Below are 24,271 nucleotides of genomic sequence, written 5' to 3'. Positions count from 1 at the left end.
ACCTTCCCGGCTGTTTCAGTGGTTTCCGGCAGGGCCCGCCAGATCGTTCACGCAGATACCGACGAGCGGCACGCACAGACCCGGCGGGTTCTGGCTGGGCCGCGGAGCCGGGGCGTGGGGGTTGGCACTCGGCGTGGGCTGCGGGGCGGGGGCGCTCGCGGCCGGCGGCTGTGCGTGCGGCCGGGACGCTGCGACAGGGGCGGTGGGGATACCGGTCGAGTCGGGCGCACCGCCCACGGGGTCGTCCGCGCGGGCGGACGGGATCGCCGCCGCCGGTGATGGCGCCGCCGACGGTGGCGTGGGGGCGAGGAGCACGCCCGAGGTCGGGGTCGCGTTCGCCCCGCCCATCGCGGAGGTCGTCTCGGGGGACGTGGGATACGCGGAGGGCATGATCCAGGCGGTCGGCGAGGCGTCGACCGCCTCGTCCGTGGCGACGCCGGCCCTCGGCTCGGCCTCCGCGTTCACACCACCGCTGCCGTCGCCGACCATCGAGTCCGGCGTCATCCGCACCAGGCTCACCCCCGCGGCAAGCGCGAGGCCGCCCACGGCGAAGAGCACCCGTCGGGGCCGCGGCTTGCGGTGCCGCCCCCGGACGGAGCGTTCCCGGAGGGGAGCGGAGACGGACTCGGCCGCCGAGAGGTCGGCCGAAGGACCCGTCACGTCCGTCGTGGTGCCGTTCGTCATGGTCGTCCCTCCCCGGTGGGCCTGCGCCCCCGATGTGCTGGGCGGTGCGCAGGTTATGCGTCCTTTGGGGGCGTGGGACGGGAGTTGGGCGGGATGTCACTCGAACGAGGAGCGGAGGGAGCGGGGGCCAGGGGAGGGCGACGGGAGGGCGACGGGAGGGCGACGGGTTTCGCCGGGCGGCGTCGGCTGCGATGATCGGAGGCGTCGGAAGTTAACCCGCGTTAACCGGTTATCGGGAGGGTGTCATGGCGGAGCAAGGGGACGAGCGGCGGTTCGGGGAGTTCGTCGTCGTACGGCGGCACGAGTACGTCGCGGAGCTCGCCCTCGACCGGCCGAAGGCCATGAACGCCGTGTCCACGGACATGGCCCGCTCCATTACCGCCGCCTGCGAGGCGCTCGGCGGCGAGCGCGACGTACGCGTGGTCGTGCTGACCTCCACCGCCGAGCGCGCCTTCTGTGTCGGCGCCGACCTGAAGGAGCGCAACTCCTTCAGCGATGCCGACCTGGTCCGGCAGCGCCCCGTCGCGCGGGCCGCGTACACCGGCGTCCTGGAGCTGCCGATGCCGACGATCGCCGCCGTGCACGGCTTCGCGCTCGGCGGCGGCTTCGAGCTCGCCCTGTCCTGCGATCTGATCGTGGCCGACCGTACGGCGGTGCTCGGGCTGCCCGAGGTGTCGGTCGGGGTGATTCCCGGCGGCGGCGGTACGCAGCTGCTGCCCCGCCGGGTCGGCGCGGCCCGCGCGGCCGAGCTGATCTTCTCGGCGCGCCGGCTGGAGGCGGGCGAGGCACGGGAGTTGGGGCTCGTCGACGACCTCGTGGACGAGGGCCGGGACCGTACGGAGGCCCTCGCGCTCGCCGCCCGCATCGCCGCCAACTCCCCCGTCGGCCTGCGCGCCGCCAAGCGCGCGCTGCGGCTCGGGCACGGGCTCGACCTGCGCGCGGGTCTGGAGGTCGAGGACGCCGCCTGGCGGTCCGTCGCCTTCTCCGGGGACCGCGCCGAGGGCGTCGCCGCGTTCAACGAGAAGCGCAAGCCGCAGTGGCCGGGGGAGTAGCCGCCCTCGCTTCCCGGCGCCCTCCGGCCGGTACGGCTACTCGGACCCCTGTTCGCCCTACCAATGTCCCGAATCGTCGTGAATATCCCTAGCCTGGAGTGATGGGTGAGGACAGACGGCTGACGGCCGTGGTGGAGCTGGCGCAGGGGATGGCGGCGGCGCCCACCCCGCGCGAGTCCTGGCGGGCCGCGGCGCTCGGGGCCTGCCGCGCGCTCGCCGGGAGCTTCGCCGCGCTCTCCGTGTGGGAGCGCGAGCTCGGCCGGCTCAAAGTCCTGGTGAACGTGGGCGAACGCGCGGCGGACGAGGAGGAGTTCCCGGACGGGGAGGCGTATCCGGTGCACCAGTTCCCGGAGATCGCCGAGTTCCTGCACGAGCGCTGGGCCGGGGGCGGCGGGCCGAACGCCTGGGTGGAGACGGCCGACGGTCCGGAGGGAGGCCGCGCCGGGTACTGTCACCAGCGCGTCGCCGCCCTGCGCAGGCGCGGCCGCGGCTGCTGCGTCGTCGCCCCGATCGTGCTGCACGGGCGCGCCTGGGGCGAGCTGTATGTGGCCCGCCCGGCCGCGGCACCCGTCTTCGACCGCGCCGACGCCGACTTCGCGACCGTACTGGCCTCCGTCGTCGCCGCCGGGATCGCCCAGGTCGAGCGCCTGGAGGAGGCCCGGCGTCTGGCGTTCACGGACGCCCTCACCGGGCTCGCCAACCGCCGCGCCGTCGACGTACGCCTGGACGAGGCCATCGAGCGGCACCGGCGGGAAGGCGCCGTGGTCAGTCTCGTCGTCTGCGACCTCAACGGGCTCAAGTACGTCAACGACACCCGCGGGCACGCCGTCGGCGACCGGCTCCTGGAGCGGTTCGGGTCGGTGCTGTCGCTGTGCGGGGCGATGCTGCCGGGCACCCTCGCCGCACGTCTCGGCGGCGACGAGTTCTGCCTGCTCGCGGTCGGCCCGCCGGCCGACGCGATCGTCCGTATCGCCGACGAACTCTGCCGCCGCGCCGCCGAGTTGGAGCTGGGCGAGGGGGTGGCGTGCGGGGTGGCCTCGACCGAGGACCCGATCGGTCCGGTCCGCTCGGCCCGTCGCCTCTTCCGGCTGGCCGACGCCGCCCAGTACCGTGCGAAGGCCGTACGGGCCGCCGGACCCGTCGTCGCCGGGCGCCAGGGCCCCGACGACCCGGTCGTGCGCCTGGCCGACGCACCGTCCCCGGTCCAGCGGGAGCGCCGCCGTTTCCGGGGGCGCCACGAGCCGCCCCGCCCGTGAGTTTGTGACACATGGGGGTCCCTGTGTGACGTACGTCGAAGTAAGGGGTCAACCGGCCACCCACTAGTGACATCATTGAATTCACTGCGTACGCTCCTGAATATGGATATGCATACTGTGGTGGTGGGGACGTCCGGAGTGACCGCGTCCGACGTTCTCGCCGTGGCGCGCGGCGGCGCCCGGATCGAGCTCTCCGGCGAGGCGGTGGGCGCCCTCGCCGCGGCCCGCGAGATCGTGGACGCGCTGGCCGCCAAGCCGGAGCCCGTCTACGGCGTCTCCACCGGGTTCGGCGCCCTCGCGACCCGGCACATCAGCCCGGAACTACGCGCCCAGCTGCAGCGCAACATCGTCCGCTCGCACGCCGCCGGGATGGGCCCGCGCGTGGAGCGCGAGGTCGTCCGCGCGCTGATGTTCCTGCGGCTCAAGACCGTCTGCTCGGGGCACACGGGCGTGCGGCCCGAGGTCGCGCAGACCATGGCGGACATCCTCAACGCCCAGATCACCCCGGTCGTCCACGAGTACGGCTCGCTCGGCTGCTCCGGCGACCTGGCGCCACTGTCCCACTGTGCGCTGACGCTGATGGGCGAGGGCGACGCGGAGGGGCCGGACGGCACGGTCCGCCCCGCCGGTGAACTCCTCGCCGAGCACGGCATCGCGCCCGTCGAACTGCGCGAGAAGGAAGGCCTCGCCCTCCTCAACGGCACCGACGGCATGCTCGGCATGCTGGTCATGGCCCTCGCCGACCTGGAGACGCTCTACAAGTCGGCCGACGTCACCGCCGCGCTCTCCCTCGAAGCCCTCCTCGGGACGGACAAGGTGCTCGCCCCCGAGCTGCACGCCATCCGTCCGCACCCCGGGCAGAGCGCCAGCGCCGCCAACATGCTGGCCGTGCTGAAGGGCTCGGAGCTCACCGGCCACCACCAGGACGGCGCCCCGCGCGTCCAGGACGCCTACTCCGTGCGCTGCGCCCCGCAGGTCGCCGGCGCCGGCCGTGACACCCTCGCGCACGCCCGGCTCGTCGCCGACCGGGAGCTCGCCTCCGCCGTCGACAACCCGGTCGTCCTGCCCGACGGCCGCGTCGAGTCGAACGGCAACTTCCACGGCGCCCCGGTCGCGTACGTCCTCGACTTCCTCGCCATCGCCGCCGCCGACCTCGGCTCCATCGCCGAGCGCCGCACCGACCGCCTCCTCGACAAGAACCGCTCGCACGGCCTCCCGCCGTTCCTCGCGGACGACGCCGGGGTCGACTCGGGCCTGATGATCGCCCAGTACACGCAGGCAGCCCTGGTGAGTGAGATGAAGCGGCTCGCCGTACCGGCGTCCGCGGACTCCATCCCGTCCTCCGCCATGCAGGAGGACCACGTCTCCATGGGCTGGTCGGCCGCGCGCAAGCTGCGCACCGCCGTCGACAACCTCACCCGTATCGTCGCGATCGAGCTGTACGCCGCCACCCGCGCGATCGAGCTGCGCGAGGGCCTGACCCCGGCGCCCGCCTCGCAGGCCGTCATCGAGGCCGTCCGCGCGGCCGGCGTCCAGGGCCCGGGCCCCGACCGCTTCCTCGCCCCGGACCTGGAGGCTGCGGACGCGTTCGTGCGCGGCGGCCTGGTCGTGGCGGCAGTGGAGCCGGTGACCGGACCGCTGGCCTGACCGCCGGTCTGACCGGAGCACCGTCGGGCCGCCGCTGTCACAGCGGCGGCCCGAAGTGTGCTACTGTCTCATTGATACGTTTTTGGTACCCATTTACTTTGTGCGCCTGATCGGAATCCTCCGCAGGCGCGTTTTGTTTTACCGGCATCTCCGGCTTTTCCCGGTGCATCTCCGGATTGGGGCCCTACCTATTCAGGAGAAAAACATGGCTACAGGCACCGTGAAGTGGTTCAACTCGGAAAAGGGCTTCGGCTTCATCGAGCAGGACGGCGGCGGCCCCGACGTCTTCGCCCACTACTCCAACATCGCCAGCTCCGGCTTCCGTGAGCTGCTGGAGGGCCAGAAGGTCTCGTTCGACGTCGCGCAGGGCCAGAAGGGCCTGCAGGCGGAGAACATCATCCCCGCCTGATTTCGGGGACGCGCTTTTCCAGAGCCGGGGCCCGCACCTTCGGGGTGCGGGTCCCGGCTCGTGCTGTGAGTGCTTGTGAGGTTGCGAGCGCTGTGCGTGCAGTCCGTGGGGCCCAGGAAGGAAATCCAGATCCAGCATGACTCGATCCGAACGTCCCGTCCGTAAGCGGCCGGCAAACGCACGTGGTGGCGCCCAGACCGGCGGCTTCGCGAAGGGTGCGGGCCGCGGCGGCGGCCGCGGCACCGGCAAGGGCCCGGCCCGCAAGGCCGTGGCGCCGCAGGAGTTCTCCCTGCCCGAGACCATTACACCCGCCCTGCCCGCCGTCGACTCCTTCGACGCGCTGGACATGCCGGCCGCCCTCACCAAGACCCTCGCGGCGCAGGGCGTCACCGAGCCCTTCCCGATCCAGGGCGCGACCCTGCCCAACTCCCTCGCCGGACGCGACGTCCTGGGCCGGGGCCGCACCGGCTCCGGCAAGACGCTCGCCTTCGGGCTCGCCCTGCTGGCCCGTACGGCAGGCCGCCGGGCAGAGTCCAAGGCTCCGCTCGCGCTCGTCCTCGTCCCCACGCGCGAGCTCGCGCAGCAGGTCGACGACGCCCTCACGCCGTACGCCACCGCCGTCAACCTGCGGGTGGCCACGGCCGTCGGCGGGATGTCGATCGGCCGCCAGGCCGGCACGCTGCGGCGCGGCGCCGAGGTGCTGGTCGCCACCCCCGGGCGGCTCAAGGACCTCATCGAGCGGGGCGACTGCGTCCTCGGCCAGGTCGCGATCACCGTCCTCGACGAGGCCGACCAGATGGCTGACATGGGCTTCATGCCGCAGGTCACCGCGCTGCTCCAGCAGGTCGAGCCCGGCGGTCAGCGACTGCTCTTCTCGGCCACGCTCGACAAGAACATCGACCGGCTCGTCCGGATGTTCCTGACCGACCCCGTGGTGCACTCCGTCGACCCCTCGGCGGGCGCGGTGACCACCATGGAGCACCACGTGCTGCACGTCGCCGACGAGACCGACAAGAAGGCCGTGGCGGTGCGGATCGCGGCGCGCGACGGCCGGGTGATCCTGTTCGTGGACACCAAGCGGGGTGCCGACCGGTTCACCAAGCGGCTCCTCGCGAGCGGTGTACGGGCGTCCGCGCTGCACGGCGGGCGCAGCCAGCCGCAGCGCAACCGCACCCTGGACCAGTTCAAGAACGGTCAGGTCACCGCGCTGGTCGCGACCAACGTGGCGGCCCGCGGCATCCACATCGACGACCTCGACCTCGTGGTCAACGTCGACCCGCCGACCGACCACAAGGACTACCTGCACCGTGGCGGACGCACCGCCCGGGCCGGTGAGTCCGGCAGCGTCGTCACCCTCGTCCTGCCCGAGCAGCGGCGGGAGATGACGCGGCTGATGGCGGACGCCGGCATCACCCCGCGCACCGCCCGGATCAAGTCCAGCGACGAGGAACTGGTCCGCCTCACCGGCGCCCGTGAGCCCTCCGGCGTCCCGGTCGTCATCGAGGTGCCGCAGCCGGCCGAGCCGCCGAAGCAGCGGCCGAGGTCGCGGACGCGGCGCCCTGCGGGTGGCGCGGGTGGCGCGGGTACGGGTTCGCGTACGGGTGCGGAGTCGCAGGGGCGGCAGCCTCGGCGTGCCGCCGGCGGTACGGGCGGTACGGGCGGTACCGGGGGTGCTGGGCGTTCCACCGGTGGGCGTGGGCGTGCGCCGCAGCAGCGGCGTGGTGAGCGCGGTGGGCAGGGCGGCGGGCAGGGCGGCGGGCGCCGAGCAGCGTAGGCGCTCCGCTTGAAGCCCGGTTCACAAGTGACACAAGTGCGGGCCGTCTGTGGCCGGTCGCGCCCGCGCGGCGGCGCCGCAACTGTCCCAGCCCCGCGCCCCTTTCGGGGCGCGGTGCTCACCGGGGTTTCTCAGTCCTCGAAGTCGCCCAGGAAGCCTGGGTCGATCTTGTCGAGTTCCAGGCCGGTGTTCCTGTGGAGTTTCAGGAGGTCGGTCATGTGGAGGGCGCGGCGGCGGGCCGCGGGGAGGTCGCGGCGGGCGGCGGCCGTCCACAGGACCGGGGTGAACGTGATCCCGTAGGACGCCGGCAGGGGACCCGTCTCACCGCGCCAGCCGGGCCAGCGCAGGTTGTCGTACAGCTGCTCCGTGCCGTCCTCCAGGAACCAGTTGAACCAGATTTCGTGGCCCGCTTCGAGGTCCTCCCAGCGCAGGGCGTCCGGCGCGAAGTACACCACCTCGCCGGGCTTGCCGGGGCGGCCCACCGCCTCCGGGTCGGGCCCGTTGAGGACGAAGGTGCCGCCCAGTACGTCATGGGCGATGACGAGCCCGCCCTCCGGCCGCCACGCCGGGTCGAAGTGCTCGGGGAAGCCGTTGACCTCGGCGAGGCTGGGCAGCCCGTGGGAGGCTTCGGCACCGGGGCTGCCGTAGAAGCGCAGCCAGCCGCTGTCCAGCAGTACCCCGCCGCAGTTGAGCACGAAGGCGCCGAGCCAGGAGCGTGCGCTGATCTGCATTTGCAGCAGGGTCGCGCGGGCCTGCGCGGGGTCCACCGGAAGCACGTCCATGGACACCATGCTCGTGGAGAGTGCCTCGGACAGGAGCGGCCACGCGGGCTCCTCGACATCGGTCAGCTCGGTCAGGTCTCGCATGGGTATCCCGTGGGGTGTACGGGCCGGAGCGTCGCGCTCAGAAAGCCGCCGTGCGCTCCCGGCGCACCGAGTAGGTCACAAAGCCGGCGCCGAGGCCGAGGAAAAGGGTGCCGCCGACGACGAACGGCGTCGTGTCGATGCTTCCGGTGTCGGCGAGCCGGGTCTGCGCGTCGTTCGACCCGGATGCGGTCGTCCCGGATGCGGTCGTCCCGGATTCGGTCGACGCGGAGTCGGCCGTCCCGGACTCGGTCGACGCGGACGCGGTGTCGCCGGACTGCCTGTCGACCGACTGCTTGTCCTCCGACTCCGTGGAAGTCTGCACCCGCAGCGAGTTTCTCGCCGTCATGGTCGTCGGCGCGGAACCCCGCTGAACAGGGTCTTCCTGAGTCGCATGGGCGGACGGAACGAACCACAGGGCTCCCAGGAGGGTCCCCGCTGCGGTGGCGGTCAGCAACGAGCGACGTGCGGCGGACACGTAATATCGATCCCCTTGTGGCGCTGGCGAATTGGCCGTGTGGGCCGATGCTAGTGAAAGGCGCGGGTCGCGGGAAAGTCGCGGGAGCCACGGGCCGTACGCTCCGTCTTATGAGCACTCCTGAGACATCACGATTTGTCCGGCTTCGCGTGGAGCTGGTATTGGAAATCGATGACGCGGACGCCGTCACCAAGGCCGCGTTGCGTCGCGTCGCGGACGATTCCGGCATGCCGGCCGACGAGCGGACGCAGGCCGAGAACGCAGTGACGGAAGACACCGCCGAGGCCCTCGCTTATCTCGTCGATCCGTTCGACCTGGTCAGCGAGGTGCCCGGGGTCGACCTCGCCCAGGCGTCCTGGAGCAGTGAGCCGATCGACTACGACCCGGACTCGTCGGAATGGGACCTCGACGAGGATGATGACGACGAGGACGACGAGGGAGTCGGGGTCGGCTGACGCCTCTTGGGAAAATCGTGACCCCGGGTGGCAACCGCCGCCCGGGGTTTCCTCGTCTCAGACGACGCACTGGCCACCTCCGCACCAGAAGTCGGTCCGGCAGTCGGTACCACTCGATCGGGGTCCGCTGGATCCGATTGATTCGGTTGATGTCGTTGACGGACGTGGTGTGTCCCACACATTCGAGGGATGTGGAACGGGATGAACCGGTCGTAGCGTTGATGGATCTTACGGGGCTCTCGTGATTTTTGGTGATTCGGCAACGATGGAGAAGCGTGTGATGACGAACAGTATGCGGCGCAGGCGTCTGATGACCGCGTCCGCACTGCTCGGCGGGGTGCTGGTGCTCTCTGCGTGCAGCTCAGGCGGCGGCAAGGCCAGTGCTTCGGAAAGCAACGGCGAGACCTCGCAGGCCCAGGCCGACGCTGCGGCGGCCAAGAAGAGCTCCGCGGCTCTGATCAAGATCACGCCCGCGGACGGCTCCGACAACGCCTCCATCCACAACGCCGCGGCGGTCACCGTGAGCCAGGGCACGCTCACGTCCGTCAGCATGACGACCGCGTCGGGCACGCCCGTTTCCGGTCAGATATCCGCCGACAAGAAGAGCTGGAAGCCCGCCGCCCAGCTCGACCGCGCCACCACGTACAAGGTGGCCGCCGAGGCCACCGACTCCGCGGGCCTCGTCGCCCACGAGAACGCCTCGTTCACCACGGTCTCCCCGGCCAACAGCTTCATAGGCAACTTCACGCCGGAGGACGGCTCCACCGTCGGCGTCGGCATGCCGGTCTCGATCAACTTCAACAAGGCGATCACGAACAAGGCCGCCGTGCAGAAGGGGATCACCGTCTCCTCCACCAGCGGCCAGGAGGTCGTCGGCCACTGGTTCAACGCCAACCGCCTCGACTTCCGCCCCGAGAACTACTGGACCGGCGGCTCCACCGTCACCCTCAAGCTGAACCTCGACGGTGTCCAGGGCACGAGCGGCGTCTACGGCGTGCAGCAGAAGACGGTCACCTTCAAGATCGGCCGCAACCAGGTCTCGATCGTCGACGCCCAGACCAAGACCATGAAGGTCACGCAGGACGGCAAGACGATCAAGACGATCCCGATCTCCTCGGGTTCTCCGGAACACAAGACGTACCAGGGTCAGATGGTGATCTCCGAGAAGTTCAAGGAGACCCGGATGAACGGCTCGACGGTCGGCTTCACGAAGACCGACGGCAAGGGCGAGTACGACATCAAGGACGTACCGCACGCCATGCGTCTGTCGAGCTCCGGCACCTTCATCCACGGCAACTACTGGGGCGCGAAGTCCATCTTCGGCGCGGTGAACACCAGCCACGGCTGTGTGGGTCTGTCCGACACCAAGGGTGCGGGCGACCCGAGCACCCCCGCGGCCTGGTTCTACAACCACTCGCTGATCGGTGACGTCGTGGTCGTCAAGAACACCGGCGACAAGACCATCGCCCCGGACAACGGCCTCAACGGCTGGAACCTGAGCTGGGCGGCCTGGAAGGCCGGTTCGGCCGTCTGAACACCCCTTTGCGGCTAAACCGCCGCCGCTCTCGCGGGTGTGGTTGCTCGCCGTAAGGGTTCCTCAATTGATGGTTGCGGTCTTCGTCGTTTGAATGACGGCCGCTCTCGGTACGACGGCCCGCACCCCGCCAGGGGTGCGGGCCATCGGTCTTGGCGGGGTGCACAGGATTCCTCGGCGGCCCACAGGTGAACTCTCGGGCCGCCACAGCCTTCTCATGCTTCTCTTATGCGGGCCTTATCGCGCCATCACGCGCAGTACCTAGCTTTCCGCCATGTTCTTCACCTACCTGAGGCGCGAACTGCGCCGCCGCAGGAAGGCGGCGCTCGTCGTCGCCTCCGGACTCGCCCTGGGCATCGCCCTGGTCATCGTGGTCAGCTCCGTGTCGTCCGGCATGGAGAAGGCCCAGGGCAAGGTCCTCCAGTCGCTGTACGGACTGGGTACGGACATGACCGTCACCAAGGCGGCGGCGCCGGCGACGAGTACCAGCCAGCGCCCGCGCTTCAACTTCGACGCGCAGGACAACGGCTCCGACAAGGAGCAGAGCAGCGACCGCGTCATGGTGCAGGGCTTCCAGACCCTGGCCGCCTCCACGGTCACCAAGGTCGACTCCCAGAAGGGCGTCGCGGACTCCGTCGGCGGACTGAGCCTCCAAGTCATCCGGATCAACGGCCAGTTCACGCGGGGTCAGTTCAAGCAGAACCAGAACAGCGGCGGCCAGGAGGGCGGGCGCCCGAACGCCCAGCAGTCCCCGCAGGGCCGCGTCCAGGGCGGCGGCGCCAACTTCGACGTCAACAACTACTCGGTCTACGGCACCGACGTCACCAAGCCCGCCCTGGGCCCGCTGACCTCCTCGAAGATCACCAGCGGCCGTACCTTCAAGACGTCCGAGACGAACGACAAGGTCGTCGTCGCCGACGTCTCGTACGCCAAGGAGAAGAAGCTCAAGGTCGGCAGCACCGTCACCATCAAGAGCGTCAAGTACAAGGTCATCGGCATCGCCACGCCCGACAGCGGGGACGCCGCGGCCAACCTGTACATCCCGCTCAAGCAGGCGCAGACGCTCAGCGGCTCCACGGACAAGGTCACCACGATCTACGTCAAGGCGTCGGACTCGCAGCAGATCTCCAGCGTCAAGAGCACCATCCAGAAGAACATCTCGGGGACGACGGTCACCACCTCCGCCGACCTCGCGTCCACCGTCTCCGGCTCCCTCTCCACCGCCTCCAGCCTCGCGTCGAACGTCGGCAAGTGGCTGTCCATCGCGGTGCTCGTGGCCGCGTTCCTGGTCGCCGGTCTGCTCACCTCCTCGGCCGTCTCCCGGCGCGTGCGCGAGTTCGGCACGCTCAAGGCGCTCGGCTGGAAGTCGGGCCGGGTGACCCGTCAGGTCGTCGGTGAGGCCATGGTGAACGGTCTGGTCGGCGGCGCGCTCGGTATCGCGCTCGGCCTCGCGGGCGCGTACGTCGTCACCGAGATCAGCCCCACCCTGCAGGCGCAGGTGGGCGGTTCGGGCGGCGGCGGACAGGGCGGTCCCGGCGGTGGCGGCGGCTTCGGCGGTCCCGGCCGGCAGGCCGCGACCAAGGCCCTCGACGTCGCGCTCACCGCGCCCGTCAGTCTCAGCACCATCGCCGGCGCGGTGGCCCTCGCCGTCACCGGTGGCCTGATCGCCGGCGCCTTCGGCGGCTGGCGCGCCTCCCGGCTGCGGCCCGCGGACGCCCTGCGCCGCGTCGAATAGGTCCTAGGGGCCTGTCTTCTGGATCAGGCCTCGGCCGCGGGGTCTGGCACGCACATCTGCGGCGTTGTCGTCGGTCAACGACGCTCCGCGTCGCTTCCCTCCTCCGCCTTGCAACTGCACGCACCAGACCCCGCTCACCGGCGCCGGTCAAGCGCCCTTTCCTTGAAGTGGCCTGATCCAAACGACAGGCCCCAGCCCCCTCAGGGGGTGCCTGCCGCACCGGGCACCCCCTTCACGTCATCCAGGAGTTGCACCATGTACGAACTCAAAGGCGTCACCAAGCGCTATACGCGGGGCAAGGAGACGATCGACGCGCTCGCCGGGGTCGACCTGACCATCGCGGACGGCGACCGGCTCGTCATCCAGGGCCCGACCGGTGGCGGAAAGTCCACCCTTCTGCAGATGCTCGGCGGCCTCGACCGTCCCACCGACGGCAGCATCGAACTCGACGGCACCGACATGGCGAAGCTGTCCGAGGCGAAGCTCACCAAGGTGCGCAGCGAGAACATCGGTTTCGTCTTCCAGAGCTTCAACCTGATTCCCACGCTCACCGCCCAGGAGAACGTGGAGACCGCCCTCGTACCGCTCGGTGTGAAGGTGAAGGAGCGGCGCGCGCGGGCCGCCGAGGCACTGGAGTCGGTGGGACTGGCCGAGCGGCTCGGGCATCTGCCCGCCGAGCTCTCCGGCGGTCAGCAGCAGCGCGTCGCCATCGCCCGCGCCCTGGTCAAGCAGCCGAAGGTACTGCTCGCCGACGAACCCACCGGCAACCTCGACGAGTCGATGCGCGACGAGATCATGGAGGTGCTGGAGACCATGTGGAAGGAGCGCGGGCTCACTTTCATCATGGTCACGCACGATTCCGCGATCGCGAAGAAGGCCCCGCGCATCGCGACGATTCGCAAGGGAAAGCTCACCGTCAAGGAGAACGCGGGGGCATAAAGGGGAATAAACGGCAGCGTGCGGGGGCGTTGCGGAACAATTCCGTCAACTCATCACGCTCGCCCCGCTATTGAGGGGGCGATCACCCCCCGGCATACTTGCGTATTCCGGGGGGCGTGCGTGCATGCGTGCGGGGCTTCCCCCGGCCGGATGAATGGGGATTCGTCCGGACCTCATCTCCAGGGGGAGACTTGCGCAGACAAGTGAAAAGAGCGTGCGCGGCGTCCGTCGCCACGGCGGCGGCCGTGGCTCTGGCGGCGGGAATGACCAGTCCGGCGTCGGCGAAGGCGGAGCAGCGCACGGCGAGCACCTTCGCGGCCGGCAAGGCGGCCGGGATCACGGCCAAGCACCGCATCACCCTGATCACCGGTGACCGGGTGGTCGTCGACGCCAAGGGACGCGTCGTCGGCTTCGAGCGGGCCAAGGGCCGTGAGCACGTTCCCGTCCAGATCCGCAAGGCCGACGGCCACACCCTCGTGGTGCCGGCCGACGCGCAGGCGCTCATAGCCGGCGGCAAGCTCGACCGGCGGCTCTTCGACATCACCGAGCTCAACAAGACGGCGGTCCGCAAGTCTCAGCAACGGGGCCTGAAGGTCATCGTCGGCTACCAGGGAGCCGCGACGGCCGCCAAGGCCGACGTCCGCGAGGCGGGCACGCTCCGCAGGTCCCTGAAGACCCTGAACGCGGACGCGGTGCAGACGCCGCAGCGGGACGCGGCCGAGCTGTGGTCCGCGGTGACGAACGACGGGCGGACGGCCTCCGGTATCGCGCACGTCTGGCTGGACGGCGTCCGCAAGGCGAGCCTCGACAAGTCCGTGCCGCAGATCGGTGCCCCCAAGGCGTGGGCGGCCGGTTACGACGGCAAGGGCGTCAAGATCGCCGTCCTGGACACCGGTGTCGACGCCACCCACCCGGACCTCAAGGACCAGGTGATCGCCTCCAAGAACTTCTCCACCGCCGCCGACGCCACCGACCACGTCGGCCACGGCACGCATGTCGCGTCCATCGCGGCGGGCACCGGCGCCAAGTCGGGCGGCAAGTACAAGGGTGTCGCGCCCGGCGCGAAGATCCTCAACGGCAAGGTCCTCGACAACACCGGCAACGGCGACGACTCCGGCATCCTCGCCGGCATGGAGTGGGCGGCCGAGCAGGGCGCCGACATCGTGAACCTGAGCCTGGGCGGCCAGGACACCCCCGACATCGACCCGTTGGAGGCCGAGGTCAACAAGCTCTCGGCCGAGAAGGGCATCCTCTTCGCGATCGCCGCGGGCAACGGGGGCCCCGAGTCGATCGGTTCGCCCGGCAGCGCGGACGCCGCGCTCACCGTCGGCGCCGTCGACGACAACGACAAGCTGGCGGACTTCTCCAGCACCGGCCCGCGCGTCGGCGACGGCGCCATCAAGCCCGACGTCACCGCGCCCGGCGTGGACATCACGGCCGCCGCGGCCCCGGGCAGCCTCATCGACCAGGAGGTCGGCGAGAAGCCCGCGGGGTACCTGACCATTTCCGGTACGTCGATGGCGACCCCGCATGTCGCGGGCGCCGCGGCGATCCTCAAGCAGGAGCACCCGGACTGGACGTACACCGAGCTCAAGGCCGCGCTGACGGGCTCCGCGAAGGGCGGCAAGTACACGCCGTTCCAGCAGGGTTCGGGCCGTATCGCCGTCGACAGGGCGATCCAGCAGACCGTGCTCGCCGAGCCGTCGTCGCTGAGCTTCGGCATCGCGCAGTGGCCGCACACCGACGACAAGCCGGTGACCAAGCAGCTGACGTACCGCAACGTCGGTACCAAGGACGTCACCCTCACCCTCGCGGTCTCGGCCACCGACCCCAAGGGCCAGGCGGCCCCCGCGGGCTTCTTCGCACTCGGCACCAAGACGGTCACCGTCCCGGCGGGCGGCAAGACCTCCGTCGAGGTCACCGCCAACCCGAAGCTCGGCGGCACGCTGCTGGGCGCGTACTCGGCGTATGTGACGGCGACCGGTGGCGGTCAGTCGGTACGGACGGCGGTGGCCATCCAGCGGGAGGCGGAGTCGTACAACGTCACCCTGAAGTACGTCAACCGCGCCGGTGAGACGCCCACGCACCTCACCGACCTGGAGGGCTACTCCGGTCTCGGCGCCCAGCGGGACTACAGTTCGCTGAGCACGGCGGACACCGTGACCCTGCGGGTCCCCAAGGGCAGCTACCTGCTCGACTCCCTGTTCGCGCAGGACCTGGTGACGGCCAAGGGCGGGATCGACTGGCTGGTCCAGCCCCGGCTGAGCGTCACCAGGAACACCACGGTGACCCTCGACGCCCGTACCGCCAAGGGCGCCGACATCACGGTGCCGGACGCGCAGGCGAAGCCGCTGTCGGCGACGGTCAGCTACACCGACAACACCACGGGCCTCGGCAACTCCATCCAGCTGACCTCCTTCCAGGACCTGCGCACGGCGCACGTCGGCCCGGCCATCTCCTCCGGCCTGTTCCAGAGCTGGGCCGGACAGTGGACCAAGGGCGCGGGCACCGAGTACGACACCTTCACCGGCGCCAAGACCACCAAGCTCCAGGGCGCGCACGTCAAGCACTACCAGGCGAGCGAGCTGGCCAAGGTGAGGACGAACCTCGGGGCCGCGGCCTCCGGCAAGACGGGCGCGGTCAGCGCGTACGGCTTCCTGCCCGACGACGAGAGCATGAGCGTCGCGGTCGACCAGAAGCTGCCGGGCTCGCGCACGCTGTACGTGTCGACCGGTGAGAAGGCCCAGTGGGCGCTCGCCTTCGAGCAGCGCGCCGGCGTCGACTCCACCGGAACCCCGGTCATCGACGCCTACTACACGGACGACTACCCGCAGATCTTCAAGGCGGGCAAGAGCTACACGAAGACGTTCAACACGGCGGTCTTCGGCCCGAAGATCAGCGCGGACTACGGTGTGTTCCGCAACGACAACAGCATCAGCGGCTACCTGCCGCTGTTCGCCGACGGGGACGGCCACCCCGGCTCCTCGCTGTACACCTCCGTGACGACGACGCTGTACCGCAACGGTGCGAAGGTCGGCTCGAACGACGACCCGCTCGTCGGGATGAAGGAGTTCAAGGTCCCGGCCGGCGAGGCCACGTACAAGCTCACGACCTCGGTCAAGCGCACGGTGAAGGTCGCCGCGGCCTCCACGCGGATCGACGCCAGCTGGACCTTCAAGTCCAAGAAGACCGACTTCGCCAAGCTGCCCACCTCCACGGTCCGCTTCAACGCCGCGACCGGCCTGGACAGCCGTGTCGAGGCCGGCAAGACGGTCACGATCCCGCTCACCGTGCAGGGCTCGGCCGCGGGCAAGAACCTCAAGTCGCTGTACGTCTACGTCTCGTACGACTACGGCCAGACCTGGACCATGCTCAAGGTCAAGAACGGCAAGATCACCGTCAAGAACCCGGCGAAGGGAAAGGGCATCTCCTTCCACGCGAAGATCACCGACAAGAACGGCAACAAGTCGACGGTCTCGATCTACAACGCGTACTACGGGAAGTGAGGAGTAGTACGTAGCTGAGGTCGGCGCATCGGCTGTTCGGCATATCGGTGCATCGCGGCAGTGTCGGGCCCTTCGAGATTCCCTCTCGAAGGGCCCGTTTGCCGTGCCGGCGTCACGATGATCCAGGGACCGGCGTGTGAAGGAAGATTCACAGGCTGAGGGTGATGGCGGCCCCCATGCCGCCGAGGCCGAGGGCGAAGGCGGCTTCGGCCCAGCCGCCCGTACCCCAGCGGAAGAACCGGTCGATGGCCAGCCGACCTGGACCGATGGCGGCGATGGCGAGAGCGACGATGGCAATACAGACGTTGTATTCCACGCCGCCTTCCGTCTCCCACAGACCGTGGGCACCGGCAACGGTCACCATCGCATTGATCATCACTCCGATGAGGGCGGCGGCCGCGAGCGGGATGAGTAGCCCAAGAGCCAGACCAAGGCCGCCGAGGAACTCGGACAGACCGCCGATCACCGCGAAAACCTTCCCCGGTCGGTAACCGAGAGCGGCGAACCCCTTCCCCGTAGCTGTCAGACCCGCGCCCCCGAAGAGCCCGAAGAGTTTCTGAGCGCCGTGCCCGGCCATCAGCAGCCCGATGGTCAGCCTGATCAGCAGCAGTCCCCAGTCGCGAGCGGACGACCACGGCGCAACGGTGTCCTGCGCTGCCGGCTCCGTGGGAGCCAACAGCCAGTCCGTACTGCGCTTCTCCATCCGAAATGCTCCGGTAGGGATACCGAAACGGCCACCATTCCCAGCCTGAACAGGCACCGGTTCACCGGTAGGCGGTCAGCACCCGCGCGCCATCGCAGGACGCGGACCACCCCTACCGATACTTCCGCAAGTCGGGTGATGTCGCACGCCGAGCGACTGGGCGCGGAGTGAGCCTCCGTGCCTGGACGGGTCAGTTGGTGGTGTGACCGCCGTCGACGTCGAGGATGTGCCCGGTGATGAATGAAGCTTCGTCCGACGCCATGAAGACGATGGCGTCGGCAAGCTCCTCCGGGAGGCCGAGGCGATCCAACGGAACCTCCGCCACCAGAGCCGCTTTGTTCTCCGGTATGCCGGTGAAACGGGTCAGCATGCCGGTGTCCGTAGGGCCGGGCGCCACGCCGTTCACGCGGATTCCGGACTGGGCGACCTCGAGCGCCACGGACTTGGTGATGCCTTCGACGGCATGCTTGCTGCCGACATAGACGGAGGCTCCCGCCGCACCCTTGTGCCCGTAGGTCGAGGAGATGTTGATGATCGTTCCGCTGCCCTGGCCCTGCATGACGCGCACTTCGTGCTTCATGCTCAGGATCACTCCGAGAACATTCGTGTCGAACGTCGCGGCATAGCTTTCCGCGGTCTGGTCCGTGATCGGGCCGGCCCGGCCCTCGGTGCCGGCATTGTTCACCGCGACGTCGAGACGGCCGAACTGGGCGACGGTCTCGTCGACCAGAGCGCGGACGTCATCTTCCTTGCGGACGTCGGCGTCGATGAACTCGGCCTCGGAACCGAAAGAGCGCAGCTCCTCGGCAAGCGCCTTGCCGGCCTCATCGTGCCGGCCGGCAACGACCACCTTCGCGCCCTTCTTGGCGAAGGCGGCGGCGGTGGCGCGGCCGATGCCGCTGAGCGCTCCGGTGATGAGAACAACGGGCTTGTTCATTTCAACTCCTGTGCGTGTGTGCCGGGCGGCCTGGTCGTGGACCCGTTCGCTCGGACTTGGGTGTGTATTCCTTGGCCGTATTTCGTGTCTCAGCCGGCGATGAGGTCGAGCTCGTTGCCTTCGGGGTCGGCGAACGTCGTCCAGCGGGCGGAGCCCTGGGCGGCGTCGCGGATCCGGGAGGCGCCGAGCGTGATCAGCCGCTGAGACTCGGCATCGAAGGTGGGGCTGAGAGGTCGAGGTGCAGCCGGTTCTTCACCGACTTGGGCTCGGGGACCTGGTGGAAGCTCAGCCGCGGGGTGGCCCCGTCCGGGTCGAGTGTGGCGAATTCGGGGCCCGCGCCTGAGGCGACTTCCCGCCCGAGTGCTTCGGCCCAGAAGTGGGCGAGTTTCTCGGAGTCGGCGGCGTCGACGCTCAGGCCGTACATGGTGTTGCTCATGAAGGTTCTCCTCTTGAGAGTAGGCGGGTTCAGATGGCGGTGCGGCCGCCGTCGACGGCGACGGTCGCGCCGGTGACGTAGCCGGCCTTTGCCGAGACGAGGAACGCGACGACTTCGGCGACCTCGGCGGGCTCGGCGGCGCGCTTCATCGCCGTGGTCTCGGCGAGCGCGTCGAACAGGTCGCGGGCCTCGGGGCGGGTGTAGACCGGGCCGGGGGCGACGGTGTTGAAGCGGACGCCGCGGCCGCTGTACTCGGCCGTCCAGCCTCGCGTCAGTGACGCCAGCGCGGCCTTGGTCGCGCCGTACGCGGCCCCGGTGGCCAGGCCGAGGCTGCCGGCCATGCTGCCGATGTTGATCACGCTCCCCGACCCCTTCGCCGCCATCGTCGGGGCGAACGCCGCCACGAGGAAGAACGGCGCGCGGACGTTGCCGGCGAACATTGCGTCGTAGTCGGAGACCTTCATCTCCTCGGTCGGTGCCCAGACGGCTTGCCCGGCGTTGTTGACCAGGACGTCGATCTCGCCGACCTCCGCGGCGAGCCGGTCGACGCCGCGAGCAGCTGAGCGAAGGAGTGGCCGGACTTCGAGGCCGGCGGGGCGTTTCGCCGAGCGCTGACACGGCGTGGTGGCCCGTCGGAAGGAGAGCTTCCGGTGGGTCGTCCGTGTTTGTGTGGGGGGTATGACCGAATCGACTGTCGAGTACATCCGGTACCGCATTCCCGAGGAGCAGTCCGCGGAGTTCCTGGCCGCTTACACCCGGGCCGCGACCCAGCTCGCCGCGGCGCCGCAATGCGTGGACTACGAGCTGGCGCGCTGCGAGGGGGACGTCGAGTACTTCATCCTGCGGATCACCTGGACCTCGACCGAGGACCACGCCGAAGGCTTCCGGCAGTCGGAGCTGTTCCCCGGCTTCCTCGCCGAGATCCGCCCCTACATCCCGTACATCGAGGAGATGCGCCACTACGCGCCGACGACGGTACGGGGCGCGGGGGCGTCCGTGCCCACGCTGTACTCCTGGGCCGGGGGCGCCGAGGCCTTCGCCCGCCTCACCGAGGTCTTCTACGACAAGGTCCTCAAGGACGACGTCCTCGCACCGGTCTTCGCCGACCTCGCCCCCGAACACGCGGTGCACGTCGCCCTCTGGCTCGGCGAGGTCTTCGGCGGGCCGCCCGCCTACTCCGAGACCCAGGGCGGCCACGGGCACATGGTCGCCAAGCACTTCGGCAAGAACATCACCGAGGTGCAGCGCCGCCGCTGGGTCAACCTCCTCCAGGACGCGGCGGACGACGCCGGGCTGCCGACCGACGCCGAGTTCCGCTCCGCGTTCGTCGCGTACGCGGAGTGGGGTACGCGCCTGGCCGTCTACTTCTCCGGCCCGGACGCGGCCCCTCCGGGGGACCAGCCGGTACCGAGGTGGACATGGGGAGCGGCCCCGCCGTACCAGCCCTGACGAGGCTTTCAGAGGCGCGGACCCGGGGTCCGGGGCGCAGCCCCCGGAGGCGTGGGCGGGGCTACGTGGGCGTGGGCGTCGTCGCGCCCGCGCGGGTCGCGTCCGTGCCCCAGCTGGCCAGCAAACGCAGTGCCTCCGCCGAGGCGGAACCCGGCTCCGCGTGGTACGTGATCAGCGCCTGCTCACTGTCGTCCGGCAGCCGGAACGACTCGTACTGCAGCGAGAGATCACCCACCAGCGGATGCCGCAGCCGCTTCACGCCGTGGCTCTTCTCCTTCACGTCGTGCGTGGCCCACAGTCGCCGGAACTCCTCGCTCTTCACGGAGAGCTCGCCGACCAGCGCCGACAGTCGCGGGTCGTCCGGGTGACAGCCCGCGTCCATGCGCAGCAGGCAGACGATGTCGATCGCCTTCTGCTCCCAGTCCACGAACAGATCGTGGTACTCGGGCTTCAGGAACACCAGCCGCGCCCAGTTCCGCTCCTGCGGCGCCAGCTCCGACCAGTCACCGAACACGGCCGCGGCCATCCGGTTCCAGACCAGGATGTCCGAGCGCCGTCCGCTGATGTACGCGGGGATGCCGTCCATGGAGTCCAGGAGCTGCCGCAGGGCGCCCCGCACCTGCTGCGGGCGCGCCGCCTGCTTCTTCTTGTGCGCCTTGGGCTTCGCGAGGTGGGTGAGATGCGCGTGCTCGGCGCCGGTCAGCCGTAGGGCGCGGGCGATCGCGTCGAGCACCTCCGCCGACACGTTCCGTCCGTTGCCCTGCTCCAGGCGCGTGTAGTACGCGACCGACACTCCGGCCAGCTGCGCCAGCTCCTCGCGCCGCAGCCCCGGTACCCGGCGGTGCCGTCCGAAGTCCGGCAGCCCCACGTCCTCCGGCTTCAGCCGGGCCCGGCGGGTGCGCAGGAACTCACTGAGCTCGGCACGCCGGTCCAGCGGCGGGGAGGGCTGTTCGTCCATACCTACAGTATTCACGGTCGTACGCCGGTGAACCTGACCCCGCCAGTAGTAGGACCGGCGGACGTACGCAGAACTGTGGCCTGGGTGAAAGCTGTGCCGTTCGGCAGGCTGGACGCCGTGCCCGGACGAAAGACGAAGGCAGCCGGGCACTGCACACTCCTTAGGAGAACCCCCGGCATGACCACTGTTGCTGCGTACGCCGCTCCCGCCGCCAAGGCTCCGCTGGAGCGCACCACCATCGAGCGCCGTGAGGTCGGCGAGTTCGACGTCCTGATCGACATCAAGTTCGCCGGTATCTGCCACTCGGACATCCACCAGGCCCGCGAGGGCTGGGGCGAGGCGATCTTCCCGATGGTGCCCGGCCACGAGATCGCCGGCATCGTCTCCGAGGTCGGTTCCGGCGTCACCAAGTTCAAGGTCGGCGACCGCGCGGGCGTCGGCTGTCTGGTCGACTCCTGCCGTGAGTGCGAGAACTGCAAGGCGGGCCTGGAGCAGTACTGCACCGGCGGCGGCGTCGGCACGTACAACGCCCTCGACAAGAACGGCGAGCCGACCTACGGCGGCTACTCCGAGAAGATCGTCGTCGACGAGAACTACACCCTCCGCATTCCCGACGGACTGTCCCTGGACGTGGCCGCGCCGCTGCTGTGCGCGGGCATCACCACGTACTCCCCGCTCAAGCACTGGAACGCCGGCCCCGGCAAGAAGGTCGCGATCCTCGGCATGGGCGGCCTCGGCCACATGGGCGTCAAGATCGCGGACGCGCTCGGTGCCGAGGTGACCGTCCTGTCGCAGTCCCTGCGCAAGAAGGACGACGGGCTGAAGCTGGGCGCCGACCACTACTACGCCACCAGCGACCCGAAGACCTTCGAGGAGCTGCGGGGCTCGTTCGACCTGATCCTGTCGACCGTGTCCGCCCCGCTGGACCTGGACGCGTACCTGTCCCTGCTGAAGACGGACGGCGCCTTCGTGAACGTGGGCGCGCCCGAGGAGCCCGTCAAGCTCAACCTCTTCTCCGTGATCGGCGGCCGCAAGACCCTCGCCGGTTCCGGTATCGGCGGCATCCGGGAGACCCAGGAGATGCTGGACTTCTGCGCCGAGCACGGCTTGGGTGCCGAGATCGAGCTGATCGGCGCGTCCGAGATCAACGACGCGTACGAGCGGGTGCTGGCGAGCGACGTCCGCTACCGCTTCGTGATCGACACCGCCACCATCTAGTCACCCCCCGGTCACCACCCAGTTATCACCCAGTCACCATCGAGTCACGCGCCGCGTGGCAGGAGGGCGCCGACCGGTCGTACGACTGGTCGGCGCCCTTGGTGTTCCCTTTCGTTCACAGGACACGCCGTCCTGGGTTCGAGGACATATCAGCCTAAAACGTGTGTTATTCATTCATGCACACACCTACGCGGCGTACCTTGCTCGGTGCCTCGATCGTGGCCGCCGGCGCGGGAGTCCTGGCCGGCTGCTCCGGGTCCGACTCCCCGTCCGGGTCGGGCTCCCACTCCGGTGCCGGTCCGTACCCGGGAGCCGGGGTCGGCGGCCACCGGGGCGGTGGCTTTGTCCCCAAGGGGCCCAAGGGATACGTGAACCCGTCCGATCCCGAGGTCATCGCCGCCGAGAAGAGACGTGGGTCCGGGCCCGTCCGCACGTTCTCGCTCACCGCCACCGAGACCTCCCTCGACCTGGGCGGACGGACCGTCAGGTCATGGGCGTACGGCGATGCGCTGCCCGGCAGGGAGGTCCGGATCACCGCGGGCGACATCCTCAATCTCAAGATCGCCAACCATCTGCCCGTGGCGACGACACTGCACTCGCACGGTGTTCGTATGCGGTGCGACATGGACGGCGTACCGGGCATCACCCAGTACTCCATCAAGCCCGGCGCGGACTTCACCTACCGCTTCGCTGTGACGCACCCCGGCACGTACTGGCTGCACTCGCACTCGGGACTGCAGCTCGACCGCGGCCTGTACGCCCCGCTGATCATCGAGGACCCCAAGGAGCCGCTGTCCTACGACAAGGAGTGGGTCGTCGTCCTGGACGACTGGGTGGACGGCGTGGGCGGTTCCACCCCGGACCGTGTGCTCGCGCAGTTGCGCGACGGCAGGGCGCCGATGGACATGGGGGAGGACACCGGACACGACGGTACGGGCCACGACAAGTCCGCCGGCGGGCACGCGGGCGACAAGGCCACCGGGCCCTCCCGCATCCTACGGAACTCCCACAGCCGCCTGCTGGAGGGCGAGGGCGGCAATGTCGACTACCCGTACTACCTGGTCAACGGCCGCCTCGCGCACGCTCCTTCGATCTTCCGGGCCCGTCCCGGGGACCGCATCCGGCTGCGGATCATCAACGCCGGGGGCGACACGGCCTTCCGGGTGGCGCTGGGCGACCACGAGATGACGGTGACGCACACGGACGGCTACCCGGTCGAGCACAGGAAGACGGACGCGCTGCTGCTCGGCATGGCCGAACGCTACGACGTGCTGATCACCGCCAAGGACGGGGTGTTCCCGCTGGTCGCGCTCGCCGAGGGAAAGAACGCGAAGGCCCTGGCCGTCCTGCGTACGGGCAGCGGGGGGCTCCCCCGGCCCTCGGTACATCCGGACGAGCTGGACGGCGAGATCGTGCCGGCCAGACGTCTAGTGCCGGACGAGTCCGTGGCCCTCGACGACCGCGCCCCGGACCGCGAGATGCGCTTCAGAATGACTGGCAACATGAGGCAGTTCAACTGGAGCTTCGACCACCGGCCCTACTCCGTCGAACAACGCCACCCGGTCCGCGAGGGCGAACGGGTCCGCCTGACCCTCATCAACGCCACCGACATGTGGCACCCCATGCATCTGCACGGCCACACCTTCGCCGTCACCGGCTTCGGCGCGTCCGGCGCCCGCAAGGACACCGCCTACGTGCTCCCGCACCGCAAACTCGTCGTCGACTTCAACGCCGACAACCCGGGCCTTTGGATGCTCCACTGCCACAACCAGTACCACGCAGAGTCCGGGATGATGACGATCCTCGGCTACCGGAAATGACGATCCTCGGCTACCGGAAATGACGATCCTTGGCTACAGGAAATGACGACGACGGGGCGCGTAACGCGCTGCCCACCGGGCCGGAGCCGGTGATCAGCGCGTTCAAGCCGAGCCAGGCCAAGCTCCTGTCGAGCCGAGCCGAGCTCCTACCAAGCCGAGCCATGCTCAGCCCTGCCCAGTCCGATCGCTCTGATTCCCTACCGGAGGCCGCCATGGGGCGAGCTCTCGGTGATGTCCTGGGGCATGCGGCCGCCGTCGCCGTCAGCCCGCTCCCGATGATCGCGATGATTCGACAGCGGCCCCAGCGGCTTCTTTACCCGGGGTGCGGACGACGTACGCGCGGGATACGCTTTTCGACGGCAAGGTCAGGTTCCCCGGCGGGTTTTGCAGACGCCGGGGCCTCGTTCGCGATGAGCAA

At 69.8% G+C, this 24,271-nt stretch carries 22 protein-coding genes; 13 read left to right on the top strand and 9 right to left on the bottom strand.

Annotated elements, in window-relative coordinates:
* Positions 1–15: 15 nt before the first annotated feature.
* Positions 16–684 carry a hypothetical protein gene (locus OG747_RS16430; RefSeq protein WP_405880084.1) on the bottom strand — a complete coding sequence of 223 codons (669 nt, stop codon included), beginning with the start codon at positions 682–684 and terminating at the stop codon, positions 16–18.
* 245 nt (positions 685–929) lie between these two features.
* Here OG747_RS16430 and OG747_RS16425 point away from each other — a divergent pair, with 245 nt between their 5' ends.
* The 5 genes from OG747_RS16425 to OG747_RS16405 all read left to right on the top strand — a co-directional run bounded on the left by OG747_RS16425 (position 930) and on the right by OG747_RS16405 (position 6,822).
* The gene (locus tag OG747_RS16425; RefSeq protein ID WP_405880083.1) at positions 930–1,736 is read left to right on the top strand and encodes an enoyl-CoA hydratase/isomerase family protein; all 807 of its coding nucleotides are present in this window, start codon (positions 930–932) and stop codon (positions 1,734–1,736) included.
* Positions 1,737–1,837: 101 nt separating this feature from the next.
* The gene (locus OG747_RS16420; RefSeq protein ID WP_405880082.1) at positions 1,838–2,992 is read left to right on the top strand and encodes a diguanylate cyclase domain-containing protein; all 1,155 of its coding nucleotides are present in this window, start codon (positions 1,838–1,840) and stop codon (positions 2,990–2,992) included.
* A 108-nt stretch (positions 2,993–3,100) separates the two neighbouring features.
* On the top strand, positions 3,101–4,639 hold the full coding sequence (gene hutH / locus OG747_RS16415) for a histidine ammonia-lyase (protein WP_405885558.1): 1,539 nt from the start codon (positions 3,101–3,103) through the stop codon (positions 4,637–4,639).
* Between the two features lie 205 nt (positions 4,640–4,844).
* Positions 4,845–5,048: a cold-shock protein gene (locus OG747_RS16410; RefSeq protein WP_028803001.1), complete on the top strand. Its 204-nt coding sequence runs from the start codon at positions 4,845–4,847 to the stop codon at positions 5,046–5,048.
* A gap of 136 nt (positions 5,049–5,184) precedes the next feature.
* The gene (locus OG747_RS16405; RefSeq protein WP_405880081.1) at positions 5,185–6,822 is read left to right on the top strand and encodes a DEAD/DEAH box helicase; all 1,638 of its coding nucleotides are present in this window, start codon (positions 5,185–5,187) and stop codon (positions 6,820–6,822) included.
* A gap of 131 nt (positions 6,823–6,953) precedes the next feature.
* On the opposite strand, the gene OG747_RS16400 is transcribed toward OG747_RS16405, so the two are convergent.
* Positions 6,954–7,688 (bottom strand): DUF2625 family protein, encoded by a 735-nt coding sequence (locus OG747_RS16400; RefSeq protein ID WP_405880080.1) that lies wholly within the window; start codon positions 7,686–7,688, stop codon positions 6,954–6,956.
* 37 nt (positions 7,689–7,725) lie between these two features.
* Complete coding sequence (locus tag OG747_RS16395) at positions 7,726–8,163, bottom strand: LPXTG cell wall anchor domain-containing protein (protein ID WP_405880079.1); 438 nt, start codon at positions 8,161–8,163, stop codon at positions 7,726–7,728.
* Between the two features lie 110 nt (positions 8,164–8,273).
* Between OG747_RS16395 and OG747_RS16390 the strand changes: the two genes are divergently transcribed.
* The 5 genes from OG747_RS16390 (at position 8,274) to OG747_RS16370 (ending at position 16,332) form a co-directional block, all read left to right on the top strand.
* A complete protein-coding gene (locus OG747_RS16390; RefSeq protein ID WP_405880078.1) occupies positions 8,274–8,618 on the top strand; it encodes a hypothetical protein in 345 nt (114 codons plus the stop codon).
* Positions 8,619–8,898: 280 nt separating this feature from the next.
* The gene (locus tag OG747_RS16385) at positions 8,899–10,152 is read left to right on the top strand and encodes an Ig-like domain-containing protein (protein ID WP_405880077.1); all 1,254 of its coding nucleotides are present in this window, start codon (positions 8,899–8,901) and stop codon (positions 10,150–10,152) included.
* A 274-nt stretch (positions 10,153–10,426) separates the two neighbouring features.
* On the top strand, positions 10,427–11,887 hold the full coding sequence (locus OG747_RS16380; RefSeq protein WP_405880076.1) for an ABC transporter permease: 1,461 nt from the start codon (positions 10,427–10,429) through the stop codon (positions 11,885–11,887).
* 255 nt (positions 11,888–12,142) lie between these two features.
* Positions 12,143–12,826 carry an ABC transporter ATP-binding protein gene (locus tag OG747_RS16375; RefSeq protein WP_405880075.1) on the top strand — a complete coding sequence of 228 codons (684 nt, stop codon included), beginning with the start codon at positions 12,143–12,145 and terminating at the stop codon, positions 12,824–12,826.
* Positions 12,827–13,089: 263 nt separating this feature from the next.
* Positions 13,090–16,332: a S8 family peptidase gene (locus OG747_RS16370; RefSeq protein ID WP_405880074.1), complete on the top strand. Its 3,243-nt coding sequence runs from the start codon at positions 13,090–13,092 to the stop codon at positions 16,330–16,332.
* 148 nt (positions 16,333–16,480) lie between these two features.
* On the opposite strand, the gene OG747_RS16365 is transcribed toward OG747_RS16370, so the two are convergent.
* From OG747_RS16365 to OG747_RS16345, 5 genes are all read right to left on the bottom strand, one after another.
* Positions 16,481–17,035: a DoxX family protein gene (locus OG747_RS16365; protein WP_405880073.1), complete on the bottom strand. Its 555-nt coding sequence runs from the start codon at positions 17,033–17,035 to the stop codon at positions 16,481–16,483.
* A gap of 190 nt (positions 17,036–17,225) precedes the next feature.
* Complete coding sequence (locus tag OG747_RS16360) at positions 17,226–17,972, bottom strand: SDR family NAD(P)-dependent oxidoreductase (protein WP_405880072.1); 747 nt, start codon at positions 17,970–17,972, stop codon at positions 17,226–17,228.
* An 89-nt stretch (positions 17,973–18,061) separates the two neighbouring features.
* Positions 18,062–18,145 (bottom strand): hypothetical protein, encoded by an 84-nt coding sequence (locus tag OG747_RS16355; protein ID WP_405885557.1) that lies wholly within the window; start codon positions 18,143–18,145, stop codon positions 18,062–18,064.
* Between the two features lie 20 nt (positions 18,146–18,165).
* Positions 18,166–18,408: a VOC family protein gene (locus tag OG747_RS16350; RefSeq protein WP_405880071.1), complete on the bottom strand. Its 243-nt coding sequence runs from the start codon at positions 18,406–18,408 to the stop codon at positions 18,166–18,168.
* Between the two features lie 29 nt (positions 18,409–18,437).
* Positions 18,438–19,112 (bottom strand): SDR family NAD(P)-dependent oxidoreductase, encoded by a 675-nt coding sequence (locus OG747_RS16345; RefSeq protein ID WP_405880070.1) that lies wholly within the window; start codon positions 19,110–19,112, stop codon positions 18,438–18,440.
* On the opposite strand from OG747_RS16345, the gene OG747_RS16340 reads away from it, so the two are divergent.
* Complete coding sequence (locus OG747_RS16340; protein ID WP_405880069.1) at positions 19,087–19,857, top strand: group II truncated hemoglobin; 771 nt, start codon at positions 19,087–19,089, stop codon at positions 19,855–19,857. The two genes, OG747_RS16345 and OG747_RS16340, sit on opposite strands and share 26 nt — an antisense overlap.
* A 61-nt stretch (positions 19,858–19,918) precedes the next feature.
* Here the strand turns inward: OG747_RS16340 and OG747_RS16335 are convergent, their stop codons facing one another.
* Positions 19,919–20,815 (bottom strand): helix-turn-helix domain-containing protein, encoded by an 897-nt coding sequence (locus OG747_RS16335; protein ID WP_405880068.1) that lies wholly within the window; start codon positions 20,813–20,815, stop codon positions 19,919–19,921.
* A 177-nt stretch (positions 20,816–20,992) separates the two neighbouring features.
* Here OG747_RS16335 and OG747_RS16330 point away from each other — a divergent pair, with 177 nt between their 5' ends.
* Both OG747_RS16330 and OG747_RS16325 read left to right on the top strand, forming a co-directional pair.
* The gene (locus OG747_RS16330; RefSeq protein ID WP_405880067.1) at positions 20,993–22,033 is read left to right on the top strand and encodes an NAD(P)-dependent alcohol dehydrogenase; all 1,041 of its coding nucleotides are present in this window, start codon (positions 20,993–20,995) and stop codon (positions 22,031–22,033) included.
* Positions 22,034–22,209: 176 nt separating this feature from the next.
* Positions 22,210–23,853, top strand: coding sequence for a multicopper oxidase family protein (locus OG747_RS16325; protein ID WP_405880066.1), 1,644 nt, complete (start codon positions 22,210–22,212; stop codon positions 23,851–23,853).
* The last annotated feature ends 418 nt before the right edge of the window (positions 23,854–24,271 follow it).

Origin of the sequence: Streptomyces sp. NBC_01384 (assembly GCF_045040035.1) — a bacterium.
Lineage (GTDB): Bacteria > Actinomycetota > Actinomycetes > Streptomycetales > Streptomycetaceae > Streptomyces.
Note: the sequence above shows the minus strand (reverse complement) of the source record. Positions and strands in the feature narration are given on the sequence as shown.

Coding starts and splice junctions, on each gene's coding strand:
- OG747_RS16430 (WP_405880084.1), bottom strand. CDS start 684: ATGACGAACGGCACCACGACGGACGTGACGGGTCCTTCGGCCGACCTC.
- OG747_RS16425 (WP_405880083.1), top strand. CDS start 930: ATGGCGGAGCAAGGGGACGAGCGGCGGTTCGGGGAGTTCGTCGTCGTA.
- OG747_RS16420 (WP_405880082.1), top strand. CDS start 1,838: ATGGGTGAGGACAGACGGCTGACGGCCGTGGTGGAGCTGGCGCAGGGG.
- hutH (WP_405885558.1), top strand. CDS start 3,101: ATGCATACTGTGGTGGTGGGGACGTCCGGAGTGACCGCGTCCGACGTT.
- OG747_RS16410 (WP_028803001.1), top strand. CDS start 4,845: ATGGCTACAGGCACCGTGAAGTGGTTCAACTCGGAAAAGGGCTTCGGC.
- OG747_RS16405 (WP_405880081.1), top strand. CDS start 5,185: ATGACTCGATCCGAACGTCCCGTCCGTAAGCGGCCGGCAAACGCACGT.
- OG747_RS16400 (WP_405880080.1), bottom strand. CDS start 7,688: ATGCGAGACCTGACCGAGCTGACCGATGTCGAGGAGCCCGCGTGGCCG.
- OG747_RS16390 (WP_405880078.1), top strand. CDS start 8,274: ATGAGCACTCCTGAGACATCACGATTTGTCCGGCTTCGCGTGGAGCTG.
- OG747_RS16385 (WP_405880077.1), top strand. CDS start 8,899: ATGACGAACAGTATGCGGCGCAGGCGTCTGATGACCGCGTCCGCACTG.
- OG747_RS16380 (WP_405880076.1), top strand. CDS start 10,427: ATGTTCTTCACCTACCTGAGGCGCGAACTGCGCCGCCGCAGGAAGGCG.
- OG747_RS16375 (WP_405880075.1), top strand. CDS start 12,143: ATGTACGAACTCAAAGGCGTCACCAAGCGCTATACGCGGGGCAAGGAG.
- OG747_RS16370 (WP_405880074.1), top strand. CDS start 13,090: ATGACCAGTCCGGCGTCGGCGAAGGCGGAGCAGCGCACGGCGAGCACC.
- OG747_RS16365 (WP_405880073.1), bottom strand. CDS start 17,035: ATGGAGAAGCGCAGTACGGACTGGCTGTTGGCTCCCACGGAGCCGGCA.
- OG747_RS16360 (WP_405880072.1), bottom strand. CDS start 17,972: ATGAACAAGCCCGTTGTTCTCATCACCGGAGCGCTCAGCGGCATCGGC.
- OG747_RS16350 (WP_405880071.1), bottom strand. CDS start 18,408: ATGAGCAACACCATGTACGGCCTGAGCGTCGACGCCGCCGACTCCGAG.
- OG747_RS16340 (WP_405880069.1), top strand. CDS start 19,087: ATGACCGAATCGACTGTCGAGTACATCCGGTACCGCATTCCCGAGGAG.
- OG747_RS16345 (WP_405880070.1), bottom strand. CDS start 19,112: ATGTACTCGACAGTCGATTCGGTCATACCCCCCACACAAACACGGACG.
- OG747_RS16335 (WP_405880068.1), bottom strand. CDS start 20,815: ATGGACGAACAGCCCTCCCCGCCGCTGGACCGGCGTGCCGAGCTCAGT.
- OG747_RS16330 (WP_405880067.1), top strand. CDS start 20,993: ATGACCACTGTTGCTGCGTACGCCGCTCCCGCCGCCAAGGCTCCGCTG.
- OG747_RS16325 (WP_405880066.1), top strand. CDS start 22,210: ATGCACACACCTACGCGGCGTACCTTGCTCGGTGCCTCGATCGTGGCC.